The organism is Lelliottia sp. GFLA7, from assembly GCF_056490165.1.
Genome location: NZ_JBWLAQ010000010.1, coordinates 74829 through 91700 on the forward strand (window position 1 = coordinate 74829; position 16872 = coordinate 91700).

At 51.0% G+C, this 16872-nt stretch carries 13 protein-coding genes; 4 read left to right on the top strand and 9 right to left on the bottom strand.

The genetic code is table 11. The annotated features are described in order from the left end of the window. The first annotated feature begins 23 nt into the window (after positions 1–23). Positions 24–1742, top strand: coding sequence for a ShlB/FhaC/HecB family hemolysin secretion/activation protein (locus AC07RN_RS19200; RefSeq protein WP_478337063.1), 1719 nt, complete (start codon positions 24–26; stop codon positions 1740–1742). On the opposite strand, the gene AC07RN_RS19205 is transcribed toward AC07RN_RS19200, so the two are convergent. Then, positions 1734–2195 (bottom strand): 4Fe-4S dicluster domain-containing protein, encoded by a 462-nt coding sequence (locus AC07RN_RS19205; RefSeq protein ID WP_011915412.1) that lies wholly within the window; start codon positions 2193–2195, stop codon positions 1734–1736. The two genes, AC07RN_RS19200 and AC07RN_RS19205, sit on opposite strands and share 9 nt — an antisense overlap. Before the next feature lie 424 nt (positions 2196–2619). On the opposite strand from AC07RN_RS19205, the gene AC07RN_RS19210 reads away from it, so the two are divergent. After that, entirely contained in the window at positions 2620–3696 is a 1077-nt protein-coding gene (locus AC07RN_RS19210; RefSeq protein ID WP_478337064.1) for a type I restriction endonuclease, read from the top strand. Positions 3697–3965: 269 nt separating this feature from the next. On the opposite strand, the gene AC07RN_RS19215 is transcribed toward AC07RN_RS19210, so the two are convergent. Further along, positions 3966–4706 carry a MipA/OmpV family protein gene (locus AC07RN_RS19215; protein WP_478337065.1) on the bottom strand — a complete coding sequence of 247 codons (741 nt, stop codon included), beginning with the start codon at positions 4704–4706 and terminating at the stop codon, positions 3966–3968. A gap of 118 nt (positions 4707–4824) precedes the next feature. Between AC07RN_RS19215 and AC07RN_RS19220 the strand changes: the two genes are divergently transcribed. Further along, entirely contained in the window at positions 4825–5787 is a 963-nt protein-coding gene (locus AC07RN_RS19220) for a LysR family transcriptional regulator (protein ID WP_133632066.1), read from the top strand. On the opposite strand, the gene exaC is transcribed toward AC07RN_RS19220, so the two are convergent. The 7 genes from exaC to AC07RN_RS19255 form a co-directional block, all read right to left on the bottom strand. Next, a complete protein-coding gene (gene exaC / locus AC07RN_RS19225; protein ID WP_478337066.1) occupies positions 5784–7322 on the bottom strand; it encodes an acetaldehyde dehydrogenase ExaC in 1539 nt (512 codons plus the stop codon). The genes AC07RN_RS19220 and exaC overlap by 4 nt on opposite strands. Positions 7323–7414: 92 nt before the next feature. Next, positions 7415–8566 (bottom strand): L-threonine dehydrogenase, encoded by a 1152-nt coding sequence (gene yiaY / locus AC07RN_RS19230; RefSeq protein ID WP_449555333.1) that lies wholly within the window; start codon positions 8564–8566, stop codon positions 7415–7417. A 153-nt stretch (positions 8567–8719) separates the two neighbouring features. After that, positions 8720–10585 (bottom strand): selenocysteine-specific translation elongation factor, encoded by a 1866-nt coding sequence (selB, locus tag AC07RN_RS19235; protein ID WP_478337067.1) that lies wholly within the window; start codon positions 10583–10585, stop codon positions 8720–8722. Further along, a complete protein-coding gene (gene selA / locus AC07RN_RS19240; RefSeq protein WP_478337068.1) occupies positions 10582–11967 on the bottom strand; it encodes an L-seryl-tRNA(Sec) selenium transferase in 1386 nt (461 codons plus the stop codon). Before selA ends, selB begins: the two co-directional genes overlap by 4 nt. Positions 11968–12070: 103 nt before the next feature. Continuing rightward, on the bottom strand, positions 12071–12679 hold the full coding sequence (locus tag AC07RN_RS19245; RefSeq protein WP_478337069.1) for a glutathione S-transferase: 609 nt from the start codon (positions 12677–12679) through the stop codon (positions 12071–12073). Between the two features lie 63 nt (positions 12680–12742). Continuing rightward, positions 12743–13879, bottom strand: coding sequence for an HlyD family secretion protein (locus AC07RN_RS19250; RefSeq protein WP_235134441.1), 1137 nt, complete (start codon positions 13877–13879; stop codon positions 12743–12745). A 2-nt stretch (positions 13880–13881) separates the two neighbouring features. Then, positions 13882–14238, bottom strand: a complete 357-nt coding sequence (locus AC07RN_RS19255) for a DUF3302 domain-containing protein (RefSeq protein WP_235134438.1) — start codon at positions 14236–14238, stop codon at positions 13882–13884. A 656-nt stretch (positions 14239–14894) separates the two neighbouring features. On the opposite strand from AC07RN_RS19255, the gene AC07RN_RS19260 reads away from it, so the two are divergent. Continuing rightward, entirely contained in the window at positions 14895–16805 is a 1911-nt protein-coding gene (locus AC07RN_RS19260; protein WP_011915402.1) for a PTS mannitol transporter subunit IICBA, read from the top strand. The last annotated feature ends 67 nt before the right edge of the window (positions 16806–16872 follow it).

The following is a 16872-nucleotide window of genomic DNA, read 5'->3' on the forward strand; positions in this document are numbered from 1 at the left end:
GCTTAAAGAACAGGGATTGCGCGATGAAACACACTTTACGCTATTCGCTGTCTGGACTGATTGTGTTGAGCATGGCGCGGGCCGATACGCTGCCATCGATTGTCGATCCAAATAACCCCGCGCAAACTTCACCCACGGTGGCTGCACCACCTGCAACACCCGCGGTGATGCCTAAAACCAGCATCCAAAAACCCGAATCCAAGCTCACGCCCGAAACGCCCATTCAGGTTGATCATATCCAGTTTATTGGCGGGACGGTTTATCCCTTAAAAGAACTGCTGGAACCTTTTCGTCCCTACGCGAAAAAAACCGTGCCACTCAAAACGCTGATTGGCCTGGTTAATGACATCACGGCACGCTATAAAGCCGACGGGTATTCCCTCTCTTACGCATGGCTGCCGGATAATAATTTCCAGCAGGGAAATATCAAAATCGTGCTGGTCGAGGGGTATGTGGCCCACAGCGATATCAAGAGTAACAACCCCAATATCGCGGCCCGTCTGCAGCGGCTGGCAGCAAAAATCATGCAGGAAAAGCCGCTCACGCAAGACACGTTTGATCGCTATAGCATGTTGATGACCCGCACGCCTGGCGTGCCCGTTACGGCCAATGCCCGCTTGCCGACCAATATTTACGGCGCGGCCGCCATGCAAATCACCGGCAATCAACCGCATATCTGGGATATCTCATCGACCGTTGATACGCGTAAAGGGCAAGACTTGATGATGGTCAATGGCACGCTCAGCAATCTGACGTCGTACGGCGATCAGCTTGGTGTTGCGACGCTAATCCCCCTGGACAGCGACACGCGCAAAACGTATCTCGGTTTGAACTGGCAACAATTTTTGAATGATGAAGGGCTGACTTTGCAGCTAAAAGGCAGCTATTACCGCGAAAAACCACGTGATTTTACTCCGCTGTTGTCTCTGCCCAATAACGTGACTGTCGATTCCCGACAAGAATCGACCCAGTACAACGGCGGGGTGAATTTTGGCTACCCGCTGCTGTTAACGCAAAAATCACAATTTAATCTGACGAGCGGTTTCGACTACACCGACAGGCAGGATGATTATGATTTGCAGGCGCGCATTGCCAACCGCACTTTCCCTCTGGAACCCCAGAACCAGCACACACGCTATCCGGCACTGGAATTCGGCGTTAACGGGGCGCATCAGTTCACCACCGCCAGCGTGAGCAGCAGACTGGTTGTCCGTCAGGGTTTTAACGATCTGGGAGCCGATGTGGTGTCGGGGCAAAACACCGATCTCAACTTTACACTGTCGAAAGGGTATCTGGATGCCGCCTGGCTCATCGACGAAAAATGGCGACTGTCGACTTCATGGGAAGGCGCGTGGTCAAACAACAACTTACCGGAACCGGAACGCGTGAGTTTTGGCGCGCAGCGTTTTGGTCGGGGTTATCAGGATGGCGAAGCCAGCGGAGACTATGGCTACGGCGGACAGCTCGAATTCCGGTATCTGCACATGCGCAAAGAGAGCACCTGGCTTACCACCGTTCAGCCGTATATTTTAACCGATACGGCACAAACCTGGTTTAATCAGACCGGTTTCCCCCATCAACAATTAGCGTCTGTGGCTGCCGGGGTGATGGTGGGTGATAATCGCCACTACAGCGTCACAGTAGAAGCGGCGCGTCCGGTCGGCAACGTTCCGTCAGACAGCAGCAACCGTGACTGGCGTTACAGCCTAACGGTGACGTGGAATTTCAATAATTTACTGTAATCTCGCGGCGCGCAGTTGGGCGACGTCAACACAAGAGAGGGCATGAGTTGGGCAGGCCTCGACGCAGGCAGGCCCTTGTGCCCGGTGATGACATAAATCACATTTGATCGCCTGCGCGCGGTGGTGGTTCGCCACCACTCGCATCGCGCCAAACGGGCACGCTATCACGCAGCTTTTGCATCCGATGCAGCGTTGCTGGTCCACTGCTATTCTGCCCTGTTCGCGCCGAATCGCACCCGTCGGACAAACATTCCCGCATGGCGCATCTTCACAGTGATGACAGGTGACCGCCGTGGAAAAGGTATCCCCTTTCACCACCTGGATTCGCGGGAGAAAAGCCTCGGCAGAAAGCTGCGCGCAGTCCTGTTCTTGCTGATGTGCCACGACGCAGGCCACCTCACAAGTCCGGCAGCCGATGCATTTTTCCGAATTCGCCACGATAAACCGGTTCATCCCTTACTCCGCGCAACAGGTAAAAAGCCAGAGTGCCCGAAAAGCACGCCAGGCTGCTTTGATCCTGGAGGGGGAAGACGTCAGATTTGTGGTATTAGCCATCGTTCCTGGTCGTATGCCAAAGATTTAATTCAGCATAGTGTGTTAATCATTTGAGCCATGTGAAAATTATGAAGGCAACAGTCCACAACGAGCTTAGTCGAGGGCACAGAGGGATCCAGACGATACACGCTGTAGGGTAATCATTTATATGTATAAAATTATTTATGAATCTATCTTTGTAACTACAGATTTACTGTTAATTCGTAAATGTGATCATTACCTCGGAATCATTTATTTAATCTAAAATATCAGATGACCTTATTGAAAAAAATAAAATTTAATGATATCCCATTTATAACGTAACTAATCATAAGGGTTTATAATGGACTTCACTGAAAGACTCAATGTTTTATCTGTTAAAATAAAACAGCAAATCAATGCTATTACTACTGAAGAAGCAACAAAAACAGCATTTGTCATGCCATTTATTCATAACGTTCTCGGTTATGATGTTTTTGACCCTTCTGAGGTTACTCCTGAGTTTGTTTGTGATGTTGGAACAAAAAAAGGTGAGAAAATCGATTATGCGATAATTAAAAATAATGAAGTGCAAATTCTTATAGAATGCAAAAAAATTGGAGAGTCGCTAAATATTAATCATGCCTCACAATTATTTAGATACTTCCATGTTACAAATGCACGTATATCGATTTTGACTAATGGCCAGATTTACCGGTTTTATACAGACTTAGATGCACCAAATAAAATGGATGAGAAACCATTTTTAGAAATCGATCTATTGGACATTGATGAAAATATCATACCTGAATTAAAAAAACTCACTAAAGCTTCGTTTGACCTTGAATCAATAATTAACGCAGCAGGTGAGTTAAAATATGTCAGCCAAATTAAGAAAATTATTCATACACAGCTAAATAATCCAGAAGATGACTTTGTTAAATTCTTTGCCTCAAGGGTATATGATGGGATATTGACGCAAAAAGTGAGAGAGTCGTTCCTTAATTTAACAAAAAAAGCTGCAACTCAATATATTAACGATCAAATTAACGAAAGATTGAAATCAGCTATCACTGGAATTCCCTCGATTAGTGCTGAGCAACCAAGTGAAGCATTACTTGAAGACGAAGACACTCAAAAGGATGATAGCGATGTGGTCACGACTCCCGAGGAGCTTGAGGGGTACCATGTGGTTAAAGCAATTACACGAACGGTATTGGAGGCTTCTCGCATTACTCAACGTGACACAAAAAGTTACTTTGGCATACTCGTTGATGATAATAATCGCAAGCCAATCTGCCGGTTGCACTTTAATCGATCGCAAAAATACATAGGTTTATTCGATATCGATAAAAATGAGACGCGCCATCCTATTGGCTCGGTAGATGATATCTATTCTTTTGCAGATATTTTAAAAGCAACTGCAAGTTTGTATATGTAATAAGCATGCTATAAATAGCATTCAAAATATCTAATGTAATTTATATTATTACATCGACGGTCTTGAGAAACATAAATATTCAATTTCATCCAGTAAAGAATCTCAATTTATTCAAATAATACCACGTATGAACATTTAACAAACTGTAGGGAAACTTAAAAACCCGGTGGCGCTAAACATACCCAAGCTGTAATTCGCAGTCGGGTAAGTGCAGCACCACCGGGTTGAATATGGTATTGCCCTCATCCTTGAGGACAAATATTGAGTGCTTAGAAACGCCAGCTCAAGCCAGTCATCAGCGCGAGGCTGTCTTGCCTGTCGATCATTGGGCTGTTCTTCACGTCGTCAGGTAATACGGTATATGCTGCGCTGGCATTCAGGATGAGGTTATCCGTCAGCTGATATTTGGCAACCAGGGCCACGTAAGGGTTCCAGCTATCTCCGGCAGTGTATTGATCCAGGCCGCTGCGGCGTGACTCTTTACCTGAAACACCGTAGTAGTAGTCGTTAAAGCTTTCGTCATAGTACAGAACGCCGACCGATGGAATGAGTGCCAGTTTGTCCATGCGAATCGGCTTGAAATAAGATATTTCACCGACCACACCCCCACTTTCATCCATCGCGTCCGCCGCGACAGCAAACTTCATGCTGCCCCATTTTTCATGGCGGTAATAAGCGCCACCCAGCATTGCAGAGGCTTTACGTTCGTCCAGTTGCGCCATCGCGTGGTCGTCATTGTCATCCGGATCGAAGTGCAGTGGCATCCATGACGCCGTCAGGCTTAATTCATTTTTGCTGTCTTTCCAGAACGTCCAACCCGCCGTAAATTGACGCACATAGAAATTGTCGCCTTCATAACTGATTAAAGGAATTGCCAGAACGTTCTCGTTATATCCTTTATAAGCCGATTCATTATAAACCGCACCGGCGCCCAGTGAAAATTCACCGGCCATGGCTGATGATGCAGAAAATAATGCCGCGACGATAAGTAAATTCTTTTTGATATTCATTCCCTGTAATCCATTAAATGCCAAAGAAGCAGGCGAATAATAATGGTTACAAATTTGTCTATGCAATGGCGTAAATAGTATAATATTATATACAAAATCATATAAATGGCCGTTCACGATGAATAATTTACAGATTAAACCACGTGAGTTAAAGATCATTTCCGTCATCGCTGCAACGCACAGTATCGGAGATGCCGCCGCCCTGTTAGGCATGGCGCAGGCCAATGTCAGTAAATATCTTTCCGATTTTGAAATGCGTGTGGGGCTGAAAGTATTTGAACGTACGACGCGACAACTGGCGTTGACTCAGTTCGGCGAAGCGCTGGTGCCTTACATCAATGCTTCGCTGGATAAAAATAGCCAACTCATTAATTTTATTGCTGATTATAAGCATGAGAAAAGTGGCCGCGTGACAATTTATGCCCCTACCGGAATCATTACGTATCTCGCGCGTCACGTCGTACATGAGATTGAAGAGATCGGAGACATTCGTCTCGCCTTAAAAACGTATAATCTTGATCGCAACGAATTTGCCGAAGGCGTATCCTTCCCGGATGATTGCGATATATTAATTACGTATGCGCAACCTAAAGACGAAAATTTAGTTGCCAGCGTACTGGCAAAATATTCCGTGACCGCTTTCGCCACTGAAACCTATTTAAAGCAACATCCCATTCAAGGCCCAGACGATTTAATTAATCATTCCTGTATTTTGATTGATTCAATGCTGGTTGATGACGCCAATATTTGGCGATTTTGTGTTTATAACAGCAATGAAGTGCGCGACTACAAAGTCACCGGAAATTATATTTGTGATAATACGCAAACAGCGCTGGAATTAGCGCGAAATAATTTAGGTATTGTCTTCGCGCCGAAAGAGAGCCTGCAGCAGGAGATCAGTAAAGGCACGCTGGTTCCCTGCTTTCCGCACCGGGAGGAGTGGTGGCTCGATCTCACCGCTATTTTCCGCAAGCGAGAGTATCAGCCGTGGCGTGTCCAGTATGTGCTGGACAGCGTTCTGAATAGCTTACGCACACATATTTCTCAGGCCGTCCATGGACGGCCCTCGCCTGATAATTAGAATAAACCCAACGGTTTATCCGAATAGCTGACCAGCAAGCATTTCGTTTGCTGGTAATGGTTCAGCATCATCTTGTGCGTTTCGCGCCCAATCCCCGACTGCTTATATCCGCCAAACGCGGCATGGGCCGGATAGGCGTGATAGCAGTTTGTCCAGACGCGTCCGGCCTGAATTCCGCGCCCCATTTTGTACGCCAGATTACCGTTGCGGCTCCAGACACCCGCCCCGAGGCCATATTGCGTATCGTTGGCCAACTCCAGTGCTTCCTCCATGGTTTTAAACGTTGTCACCGCCAGCACCGGACCGAAGATTTCCTCCTGGAAAACGCGCATATCATTTTTGCCAAACAGAATGGTCGGCTCAAGGTAAAAGCCATCTTTCAGATCGCCTTCAAGCATTTTTCGACGCCCGCCGGTCAGAACATCTGCGCCCTCTTTCTTACCGATATCGATATAATTGAGGATAGTCTCCAGCTGCCCCTGCGAAACCTGTGCGCCCATCTGCGTGACGCTATCCAGCGGATTACCACTGCGGATGGATTCCACCCGACGAATAGCCCGCTCCATGAAGCGTTCATAAATGGATTCCTGCACCAGCGCTCGGCTTGGACAGGTGCAAACCTCGCCCTGGTTAAAGGCAAACAGCGCAAACCCTTCCAGCGCTTTGTCGAAGAAAGCGTCCTCTTCATCCATCACATCGGCAAAGAAAATGTTCGGCGATTTGCCGCCCAACTCCAGCGTGACTGGAATGATATTTTGGGTCGCATACTGCATGATCTGCTGGCCCACTTCCGTGGAGCCGGTAAACGCGACTTTCGCGATTCGCTTCGAGGTCGCCAGATATTCACCGATTTCGCCGCCGGCCCCGTTCACAACGTTAATCACCCCCGGCGGAACCAGGTCGCCAATGATTTCCATCAGCAGCAATACGGACAGCGGGGTTAAGCGTGCCGGTTTGAGGATCACGCAGTTGCCCGCCGCCAGCGCGGGAGCCATTTTCCAGCTCGCCATCAGCAGCGGGAAGTTCCACGGAATAATTTGCCCCACGACACCCAGCGGCTCGTGGAAATGGTAGGCAACCGTTTCACTGTCCACCTCGCTGATTCCCCCTTCCTGAGCGCGAATACAGGAGGCAAAATAACGGAAGTGGTCGATAGCCAGTGGTACGTCAGCGCCGGTGGTTTCGCGGATCGGTTTGCCGTTATCCCAGGTTTCAGCCGCTGCCAGCAGCTCCAGGTTTTGCTCCATCCGATCGGCAATTTTCAACAGAATGGCGGCTCGGTCCTGAACCGAGGTGTGTCCCCATTTCTCTTTCGCTTTATGCGCTGCATCCAGCGCCAGATCGATATCTTTTTTGCCGGAGCTGGCGATTTCGCACAGCGGTTGCCCAGTGACAGGCGTCAGGTTCGAGTAATATTCGCCGTCGACGGGAGCAACCCAGCCGCCGCCTATGAAGTTGCCGTACCGGGGTTTTAACTTGAGGGGATAACCATACTCGCCAGGCTGCAAACGCGTTGAGGGAGGATTATTCGTCATGACCGTCTCCTTGCTGTTGGTGTCTAACAAGGGTAGTCACGACTGGCGTTTTTTTCGCCAGCCGCTTACAGCTTTACGACAGGAATCACGGATTACATCGCCGCACGATAAATCGCCATAATCTCGTCATGCGTGGCCTGGATTGGATTAGTGAATCCGCAGGCGTCTTTCAGCGCATTGGTCGCCAGAATTGGGAAGTCCGCTTCCTTCACGTTGAGGTCACGCAGACCCGCCGGGATATTCACTTTACGCGCCAGGGAGCGAATCTCTGCGATACACGCCTGTGCACCCTGTTCTGCGGTCATTTGACTGACATCGACACCCATCGCCTGGGCGCAATCACGCAGACGCGGGGCTGCCGCTTTGCAGTTAAACGTCTGCACGTGTGGCAACAATATCGCATTGCACACGCCGTGCGGCAGATCGTAAAAACCGCCCAGTTGATGCGCCATCGCATGCACATACCCGAGAGACGCATTATTAAACGCCATACCCGCCAGGAATTGCGCATAGGCCATTGCTTCACGGGCGACAGCATTGCTGCCATCTTCTACCGCATGCGTCAGGTTCTCGGCGATCATTGTCATCGCTTTCAATGCACAAGCGTCGGTGATCGGCGTGGCGGCAATGGACACATAGGCTTCTATCGCGTGAGTCAACGCATCCATACCGGTTGCGGCCGTCAGGGATTTCGGCATGCCAACCATCAGCGAAGAGTCATTCACGGACAAAACAGGTGTGACATGCTTATCGACAATCGCCATTTTAATATGACGCACTTCATCGGTAATAATGCAGAAACGGGTCATTTCGGATGCCGTGCCCGCCGTGGTATTAATCGCAATCATGGGTAACTGCGGTTTTGCCGAGCGATCGACGCCCTCATAGTCACGAATATCGCCACCGTTTGCCGCCACCAGCGCAATGCCTTTCGCGCAATCATGCGGAGAACCGCCGCCGAGTGAAATAACGCAATCACAGTTATTCTCTTTTAATATTCTCAGCCCGGCAGCAACATTGGCGGTGGTTGGATTTGGATGCGTGCCATCAAAAACCACGCTCACAATATCGCGCTCCTGAAGCGCTTTTTGAATATCGGCGACCATCCCCATTTTGTTTAACACCGCGTCTGTCACAATCAGCGCGCGACGCCAGCCGTAATCGCGCATAGTGTCCATTGCGCTAACTAATGAGTCAGAGCCTATAATATTCACCGAAGGAATATAAAATACGGATGCAGTCATAGTAATACCTCGAAGGGGTTAATGTTCAAGGCAGAATACAAAAAGGGGAATATAAAAAACATGATCAAAAATGTAATATTGCGTGGATATTCGCAGGCTTTTTATTTTTAAGCCTGCGAAATATATTATTTAGTATATAAACTTATCTTTTTGTTAATTTGTATTATCGACTGATATTATCTCAGGAAATAATAACGAATCGCGTAATAGATGATCATTACCACGACGACGCGTAAAACCAATCCGATTAAAATATTCCAGAATCTGAATCGCCAGCTTACGCCCGACGTTAAGCCGATCGCGGAAGTCAGCCGCGCAGGTCGATCCCTTTTCCTGATCCAACTCGCGAATCAAATTGGCGAACGTCACGATACGATCGTTACGGTAGTAGCGATCTTTCACGATCGCCGTAATCAGCCCCTGCTGCGCTGAATGGCGCAACACCTGACGCATGAACTGCTCGTCTGTCCCCGTCTGCTGGGCCAAATCGCGTACCCACCAGGGCTCATCACCAAATAACGACGCGACTTTTTGCCATATCGCATCTTGTTCAGGCGTGAAGCCCGCTTTGTGATCCGGCAGGTGCAGCCAACCGTGGTGGCTATGGATGACGCCGCTTTCACGCATTTTTTCAATCAACAGCAGAACCAGCGCGTCATCTTCCATCGGCAGAGCCATACGGCGCAGCCGTTCACGCCCAGGCCCCGGTTCGTCCTGATGCTGTTCGTGATAAGTCGCAAGCGTCGCCAGCACTTTACGCTGCCAGCGCGCGGCGACCGGCGCGTTCAGTAAGTTAACGCCTGCCTGGATAAAATCGGGCTGCTGCGACAATCGGCGCAGCCCCTCATCACTCAGCTGCCGCGCCCAGGCAAAATCAGCAAGATTTACCGCACCGCGATCGAGATGCACCGCCAGGGCGGATTTATCATTCTCTGCCAGCGCGAGCGCCGCCAACCATTGGAGATATTCAGCTTTGCGCTTGCCGCGACGGGGTGGATTTAACGTCACTACCCGAGCACCTGCCAGCGTGGTCCGCGCGGAGATATCGCGCAGCACCAGTCGGTCATTATCAGCCAGCCAAAGCGGCGTATCGAATACCAGCTCTGCCAGATCGTTTTCCAGCAGCGAAACGCGGCCAGTGACGTGGCTGGCGGCATGGTGGATATGCAGCGGCTGCCACTGCGTCAACGGCGTATGGGCTTGCAGGGACACAATCACGCGCTCGGACGGCTCCGGTGGCGCGTCGGACAGCAGCCAGTCGCCGCGATTGAGCTGTTCTTTTTCAGCATCACCCGCAATGTTCAGCGCGATACGCTGCCCGGAATGTGCCTGTTCAGAGGGCTGATTCTGCGCATGGAGACCACGTACACGCATCGGTTTGTTGACGCCCGTCAGCCACAGGCTGTCCCCCACTTTCACTTCACCACTCAGCGCCGTACCGGTGACGACCAGTCCAGCCCCTTTCACGGTAAATGCGCGGTCGATGGCTAAACGGAACCGATGATCGCGGGTTTGCTCGCGCGAAGAAATATTCTGTAAATGCGTGCGAAGTTCGTCGATTCCCCGCCCTTCTGTAGCGACCGTGACAAAAACAGGCGCATCGGCAAAACCGTATTCCTGTAATGTCGCCTGAAGCTGTTCGCGGACTTCATTAATACGACTCTCATCGACACGATCCGCTTTCGTCAGCGCAACCGTGAGCTGCGGGTTACCGGTCAATTGCAAAATGGCCAGATGCTCGCACGTTTGCGCCATCACGCCATCATCACAGGCCACCACCAGCAGTGCGTGGTCGATTCCGCCAACGCCTGCCAGCATATTCGAGAGAAACTTCTCATGCCCAGGCACATCGATAAAGCCCAGAATCCGGCCATCGGGTTGCGGCCAATAGGCATATCCCAAATCGATGGTCATGCCGCGTTTTTTCTCTTCGGGCAAGCGATCGGCATTCACACCCGTGATGGCCTGCAGTAGCGTGGTTTTCCCATGGTCGACATGACCGGCAGTGGCAATAATCATTTCAGCAACATCTCCAGAAACTGTTCTTCATCTTCAAGGCAGCGCAGATCCAGCCACAGCCGCCCGTCATAGATGCGACCAATGACAGGCGTAGGCAATGCACGCCAGCAAGATGACAGCGCTTCGAGCTGGCTACCGCGCCCGTCGCGGGGCGTAAACGTCAGCGCGGCACTCGGCAAGCGATCCACTGGCAGCGAGCCGCTACCAATCTGCGACTGACAGGATTCAACATGCACGTCAAACGCCACGAAATGCGCAGCGATTTTTGCGCGCAATAACTCGGCCTGAGCGCGAATCGACGCCGCATCGCGCGCCAACAATCGCAACGTGGGCAGCCGTTCCGCCAGTTTTTCCGGATGGAGATACAGTCGCAGCGTGGCTTCGAGCGCCGCCAGCGTCATTTTATCGGCGCGAAGCGCACGTTTCAGCGGATGCTGCTGTAGCTTTTCAATCAGTTCGCGTTTGCCGACAATAATGCCCGCCTGCGGACCACCCAGCAGCTTATCGCCCGAAAAACTGACCAGACTGACGCCCGCGGCGATCATCTCCTGCGGCATCGGCTCTTTCGGCAAGCCGTACACGCTGAGATCCACCAGCGAACCGCTGCCCAAATCCGCAATCACCGGCACGTTCAGCTCGCGGCCAATCTCTGCCAGCTCCACCTCTTCAACGGTTTTGGTAAAACCTTCAATCTGATAATTACTGGTGTGGACTTTCATCAACAGCGCGGTGTTTTCATTTACCGCAGCGCGATAGTCTTTCGCATGCGTCCGGTTCGTCGTCCCCACTTCATGCAGCGTGCAACCGGCCTGGCGCATCACATCCGGAATGCGAAACGCCCCGCCGATCTCCACTAATTCACCACGCGACACCACAACCTCTTTTCCGCTTGCGGTCGCGGCCAGCATCAGCAGCACTGCCGCCGCGTTGTTATTCACGATGCAGGCATCTTCTGCGCCCGTAATCTGGCACAGCAGACTCGCCAGCGCCCGGTCACGATGACCACGGCCAGCGCCATCCAGATCGTATTCCAGCGTCACGGGCGAACGCATCGCCTGCGTGACGGCCTCAATCGCCTCTTCAGCCTGCTGTGCACGGCCTAAATTGGTGTGAAGTACCGTTCCGGTAAGGTTAATGACCGGACGCAACGCGCTCTGCGCTTGTGTTTTCAAGCGCTTTTCGACTTCCAGTGGCCAGTCCGCACACCACTGTGGCAGTGCGTTTTCAGCCTGAATATGCAGGCGCGCTTCATCCTGTAACAAACGCAACAACGCGACGGCGCGAGTGTGTCCGAACTGTTCAAGAATGGGAGTGAAGCGGGGATCACGCAGCAGGCGATCGGACGCAGGTATCTGGCTGTAGAGGGAATGATGAGTCGTCATTGTCATGCCTGGAAGTGGGGGTTTTATCCCCCTCCCGACGGGAGAGGGAGTCAATTTCTAAAGGGATTGTACAGGCTAAAGAGGAGAAGTGTTATAACCCGCATCAAGCCTTAGGCGGTTCCGTACGGGCAAAACTTTCGCGCTGGAAGAGCGTTTCAGCGAGTTTAACCAGCAGTGGACGCTCTACGCACCAGCCCGGAGAAACATGGCGGAAATTGAGGTAGCCCACGGCGCAAGCAATCGCAATCGTGGCCAGATTCAGCGTATCGGTTTTAACACTGCCGTCATGCAGAAGCTGTTCACATCTGTCCAGGCTGCGACTGATTTTCTCCCGCTGGCGCAATAGCTCCGTTTCGGATTGCTGCGCCGCAGGGCGCGCTTGCTCACGCACGGACGCCAGCGCCGCATCCATAATGCCATCCGCCAGCGCTTCGATTTGCCTCACAGTAAGCGCTGCTTTCGGTTCACGCGGCACCATCGCAGGCGCAATGCCGAGCAGTTCGATATATTCCGCAATAATCGGGGAATCAAACCAGCATTCGCCGTCATCGGTGAGCAGCGCCGGGACTTTTCCCAGCGGGTTATACTGCGCCACGCCATTCTCTGCGTTGTACGGCTGCTCATTCACAAACTCGAACGTGATGCCTTTTTCCAACAGGAGAACCGAAATTTTACGCACGAATGGACTGGTGTAGCTGCCGATGAGTTTCATTGCCTGATCCTTGATTCACCCAAAAGGGTAAGTATGGATCAGGCAACGAAAAAAGGCAGAACCTTAATGATCGAGGTAGAGGTAATGCATCCAGCTGGTCATGCGCAGCAGCACTTTTCGCATCACCGAGACGTGAGAGAAGTGGTCGGAATAGACGGCCACTTGCGCATAGATGCCGTCCGGCAGCGCTTCGACATCCGCATTCGGCGCGAGCTCAATCGTGCCAAGCACCCCGTCCGTACCCGGAATCACCGTTAACGATTGCAGCGCGCCCTGAGCCTGATAAGAACCACCCGGCACCACCGGTAAAATGCTGGTGAGCTTACCGCTGAAGACCTGGCCCGGAAGCGCGTTGAAGACCACTTCAGCTTCGTCACCCGGTTTCAGACGCAGTAACGAGTTCTGGCGGAACTGCGCCACAATGAGTCGTTTTTGCTCCGGAATAAACACCATCACCGGACGTAATGGCAGCGCAGCGGCGTAGGTCCCGGGACGGATCAGCACCTGAGTGACATAGCCATCGCTGGGTGCGCGCACCACGGTCTGTTCAAGATTGTAGTTGGCTTCTGTAAGCTGGGCGCGCAGTGAGACAATTTGCGATTGCTCGCCGTTGACCATGCTGTCTAACTGACTTTTGATTTGCGCCTGATCCGCGATGGACGCTTTGACCATGGCATCCTGCGCCAGATAGTTTTGCCGCGCATTATCAATGTCGCTTTCTGAGAAGGGATTGACCTTCGCCTGGCTGCCCTTCAGGTAGCGTTGGAAATCTTTATAAAGTCTGTCACGTTCGGCAGACACGCGAGTGGTATTCGCTTCTGCTTCCGAAAGCTGCGCTTTCAGGACATCAATACTGTGTGTCGCCGTCACTAAATCCGCTTTAAGTCTGTCGACTCTGGCTTGATAGCGCACCGGGTCCAATTTAAATAACACTTCGCCTTTTTTAATGAGCTGATTATTTTTATCCGTGACTTCACTCACCACCCCAGTAACCTGCGGGGTAATCGGAATGGAAATTACTGCTTTCTGTGCCGTGTACGTATACGGATGGTTGTAGTTCATTAATAAAATCAAACCAGCGACAATAAACACTCCACCTAATGCGGCAGTAGACAGCGTCCATTGATTAACAGGTATGCGGAAAATTTTAAATATTGCCCACGCAAACGCCACGTAAGTCAAAATAATGAGCAGATCCATATTTAACCCTCTGCCGTATTTTTATTCGCGGGCGTAGGCGTGGCGGCAAGCCGCTGTTCCAGGTCGGCAACGCGTTTAGAAAGGGCATCAACATCAGGTTGCTGCGGGCCGGGAACGGCTTGATTTTGCATACCCCACCCGCGCTCTGGCTGGTACAGCGTGGCCCAAATCCACAGGAAGGGCCAGATAACGTGGAGCGTAAACAGACTCACCCAACCCGCCGTATGGATCGCATCAGCGTGGGGATGATTACGCTTTTTTGCCATTAAATAAGGGATGTCGTGGATGGCAATGATTCCGTAAAAAAGAACCAGGAAAACGAAAATCAATACACCCAGCGCAAAATAGTTTAAAAACATATTTGCCTCACTCAAAACAACGTCAACTCATTAAATTAATAAAATGGTACGCAACCAAATTAATTCATTTTAAGTACAATCTAATGCACTTATTATTTCAGAGCCGGGGAGTATGGTTTTTTGTTATATCTCCATGCAAGTTTATAAGCGTGACAAAATATATCATGAATAATAATAGACTTAACTTTACATAATGAGCGTAATCTAGGTTTTCACTTTTCGCCATAACCTATGAGGTGAAATTCATTTAGCTTTTCGTGTGAGGTGATCCTGGCTCTGGAGGGCGATACAGAGTTTGCCGCCGATCGCATCAAGAGAAATCCGCATAAAAATATTTTGTGAAATCAGTCACAATAACGAGACAAACACCAAATCATAAAATGTGATCAACTTCACATTAACATGCCTAATCAGCGACTTTTTTCTCCATTGTATTTTTTTCATACTCTCATTTTGTGATGACGATCACCTCAATGTTATCCGCCCCCCCTACATTTGCGTGATGCAGATCACACAAATTTTCACTGTCTGGACAGTTGAACGATTCGGTGCCAAATTTCACAGCATCAGAACAGGGCTCAGCAACCTCTGCCGCCGCACATTAACGATAAACCTCGGGCTGAAAGCCTAAGCGTAAACATAAGAAGGGGTGTTTTATGTCATCCGATTTCAAGATCAAAGTACAAAGCTTTGGTCGTTTCCTCAGCAACATGGTGATGCCAAATATCGGCGCGTTTATCGCGTGGGGTATCATCACCGCCTTGTTCATTCCAACAGGATGGTTGCCGAGCGAAACCCTGGCGAAGCTTGTTGGTCCAATGATTACCTATCTGCTGCCACTGCTCATCGGTTTTACCGGTGGTCGTTTGGTCGGCGGTGACCGTGGTGGTGTGGTCGGTGCCATTACGACCATGGGCGTGATCGTCGGCGCGGATATGCCGATGTTCCTCGGTGCAATGATTGCCGGTCCGCTGGGCGGCTGGGCGATTAAGAAATTCGACGTTTGGGTTGATGGCAAAATCAAATCCGGCTTCGAAATGCTGGTGAACAACTTCTCCGCTGGCATCATCGGTATGATCCTGGCGATTCTGGCGTTCCTCGGCATTGGCCCTGCGGTTGAAGTGCTGTCTAAAGTGCTGGCTGCTGGCGTTAACTTCATGGTCGTTCACGACATGCTGCCGCTGGCGTCTATCTTTGTTGAACCGGCTAAAATCCTGTTCCTCAATAACGCGATTAACCACGGTATCTTCTCGCCGCTGGGTATTCAGCAGTCACATGAACTCGGCAAGTCCATCTTCTTCCTGATTGAAGCAAACCCAGGTCCGGGTATGGGTGTTCTGCTGGCGTATATGTTCTTTGGTCGCGGCAGTGCGAAACAGTCTGCAGGCGGCGCGGCAATCATCCACTTCTTGGGTGGTATCCACGAAATTTACTTCCCATACGTGCTGATGAACCCACGTCTGATCCTCGCCGTTATCCTCGGCGGTATGACGGGTGTGTTCACTCTGAGCGTGTTGGGTGGCGGTCTGGTTTCTCCAGCGTCTCCAGGCTCTATCCTGGCGGTACTGGCGATGACGCCAAAAGGCGCTTACTTCGCTAACATCGCAGCGATTTGTGCCGCAATGGCGGTCTCCTTCGTGGTCTCTGCCATCTTGCTGAAAACCAGCAAAGTGAAAGAAGAAGACGATATCGAAGCTGCGACCCGTCGCATGCATGATATGAAGTCCGAATCCAAAGGTGTTGCAACGCCGCTATCTGCTGGCGATGTCTCTAACGACCTGAGCCATGTGCGTAAAATCATCGTGGCATGCGATGCGGGTATGGGTTCCAGCGCCATGGGTGCCGGTGTGCTGCGTAAAAAAGTCCAGGATGCGGGTCTGACCCACATCTCCGTGACCAACAGCGCCATCAACAGCCTGCCGGGGGACGTTGACCTGGTCATCACGCACCGCGATCTGACTGAGCGTGCGATGCGTCAGGTTCCGCAGGCACAACACATTTCGCTGACCAACTTCCTCGATAGCGGCCTGTATTCCAGCCTGACCGAACGTCTGGTTGCAGCACAGCGTCACACCGAAAACGAAGTGAAAGTTCGCGATAGCCTGAAAGACAGTTTTGATCCGAACGATAGCCACCTGTTCAAACTGGGTGCGGAGAACATCTTCCTGGGCCGCACGGCGAGCCACAAAGAAGAAGCGATTCGCTTTGCCGGCGAGCAACTGGTGAAAGGCGGCTACGTTGAGCCAGAGTACGTTGATGCCATGCTGGAACGTGAAAAGCTGACCCCAACGTATCTGGGCGAATCTATCGCGGTGCCACACGGTACGGTTGAAGCGAAAGACCGCGTATTGAAAACTGGCGTGGTGTTCTGTCAGTATCCTGATGGCGTGCGTTTTGGTGAAGAAGAAGACGATATCGCCCGTCTGGTGATTGGTATCGCCGCTCGCAACAACGAGCACATCCAGGTGATTACCAGCCTGACAAACGCGCTGGATGATGAAAGCGTTATCGAGCGCCTGTCACAGACCACCAGCGTTGAAGAAGTGCTGGCTCTGCTGAACAAATAAGTTCTGCCTGGCCCCCTCTCCCTTTGGGGAGAGGGTTAGGGTGAGGGAAAAGCCTCACCCCAGCCCT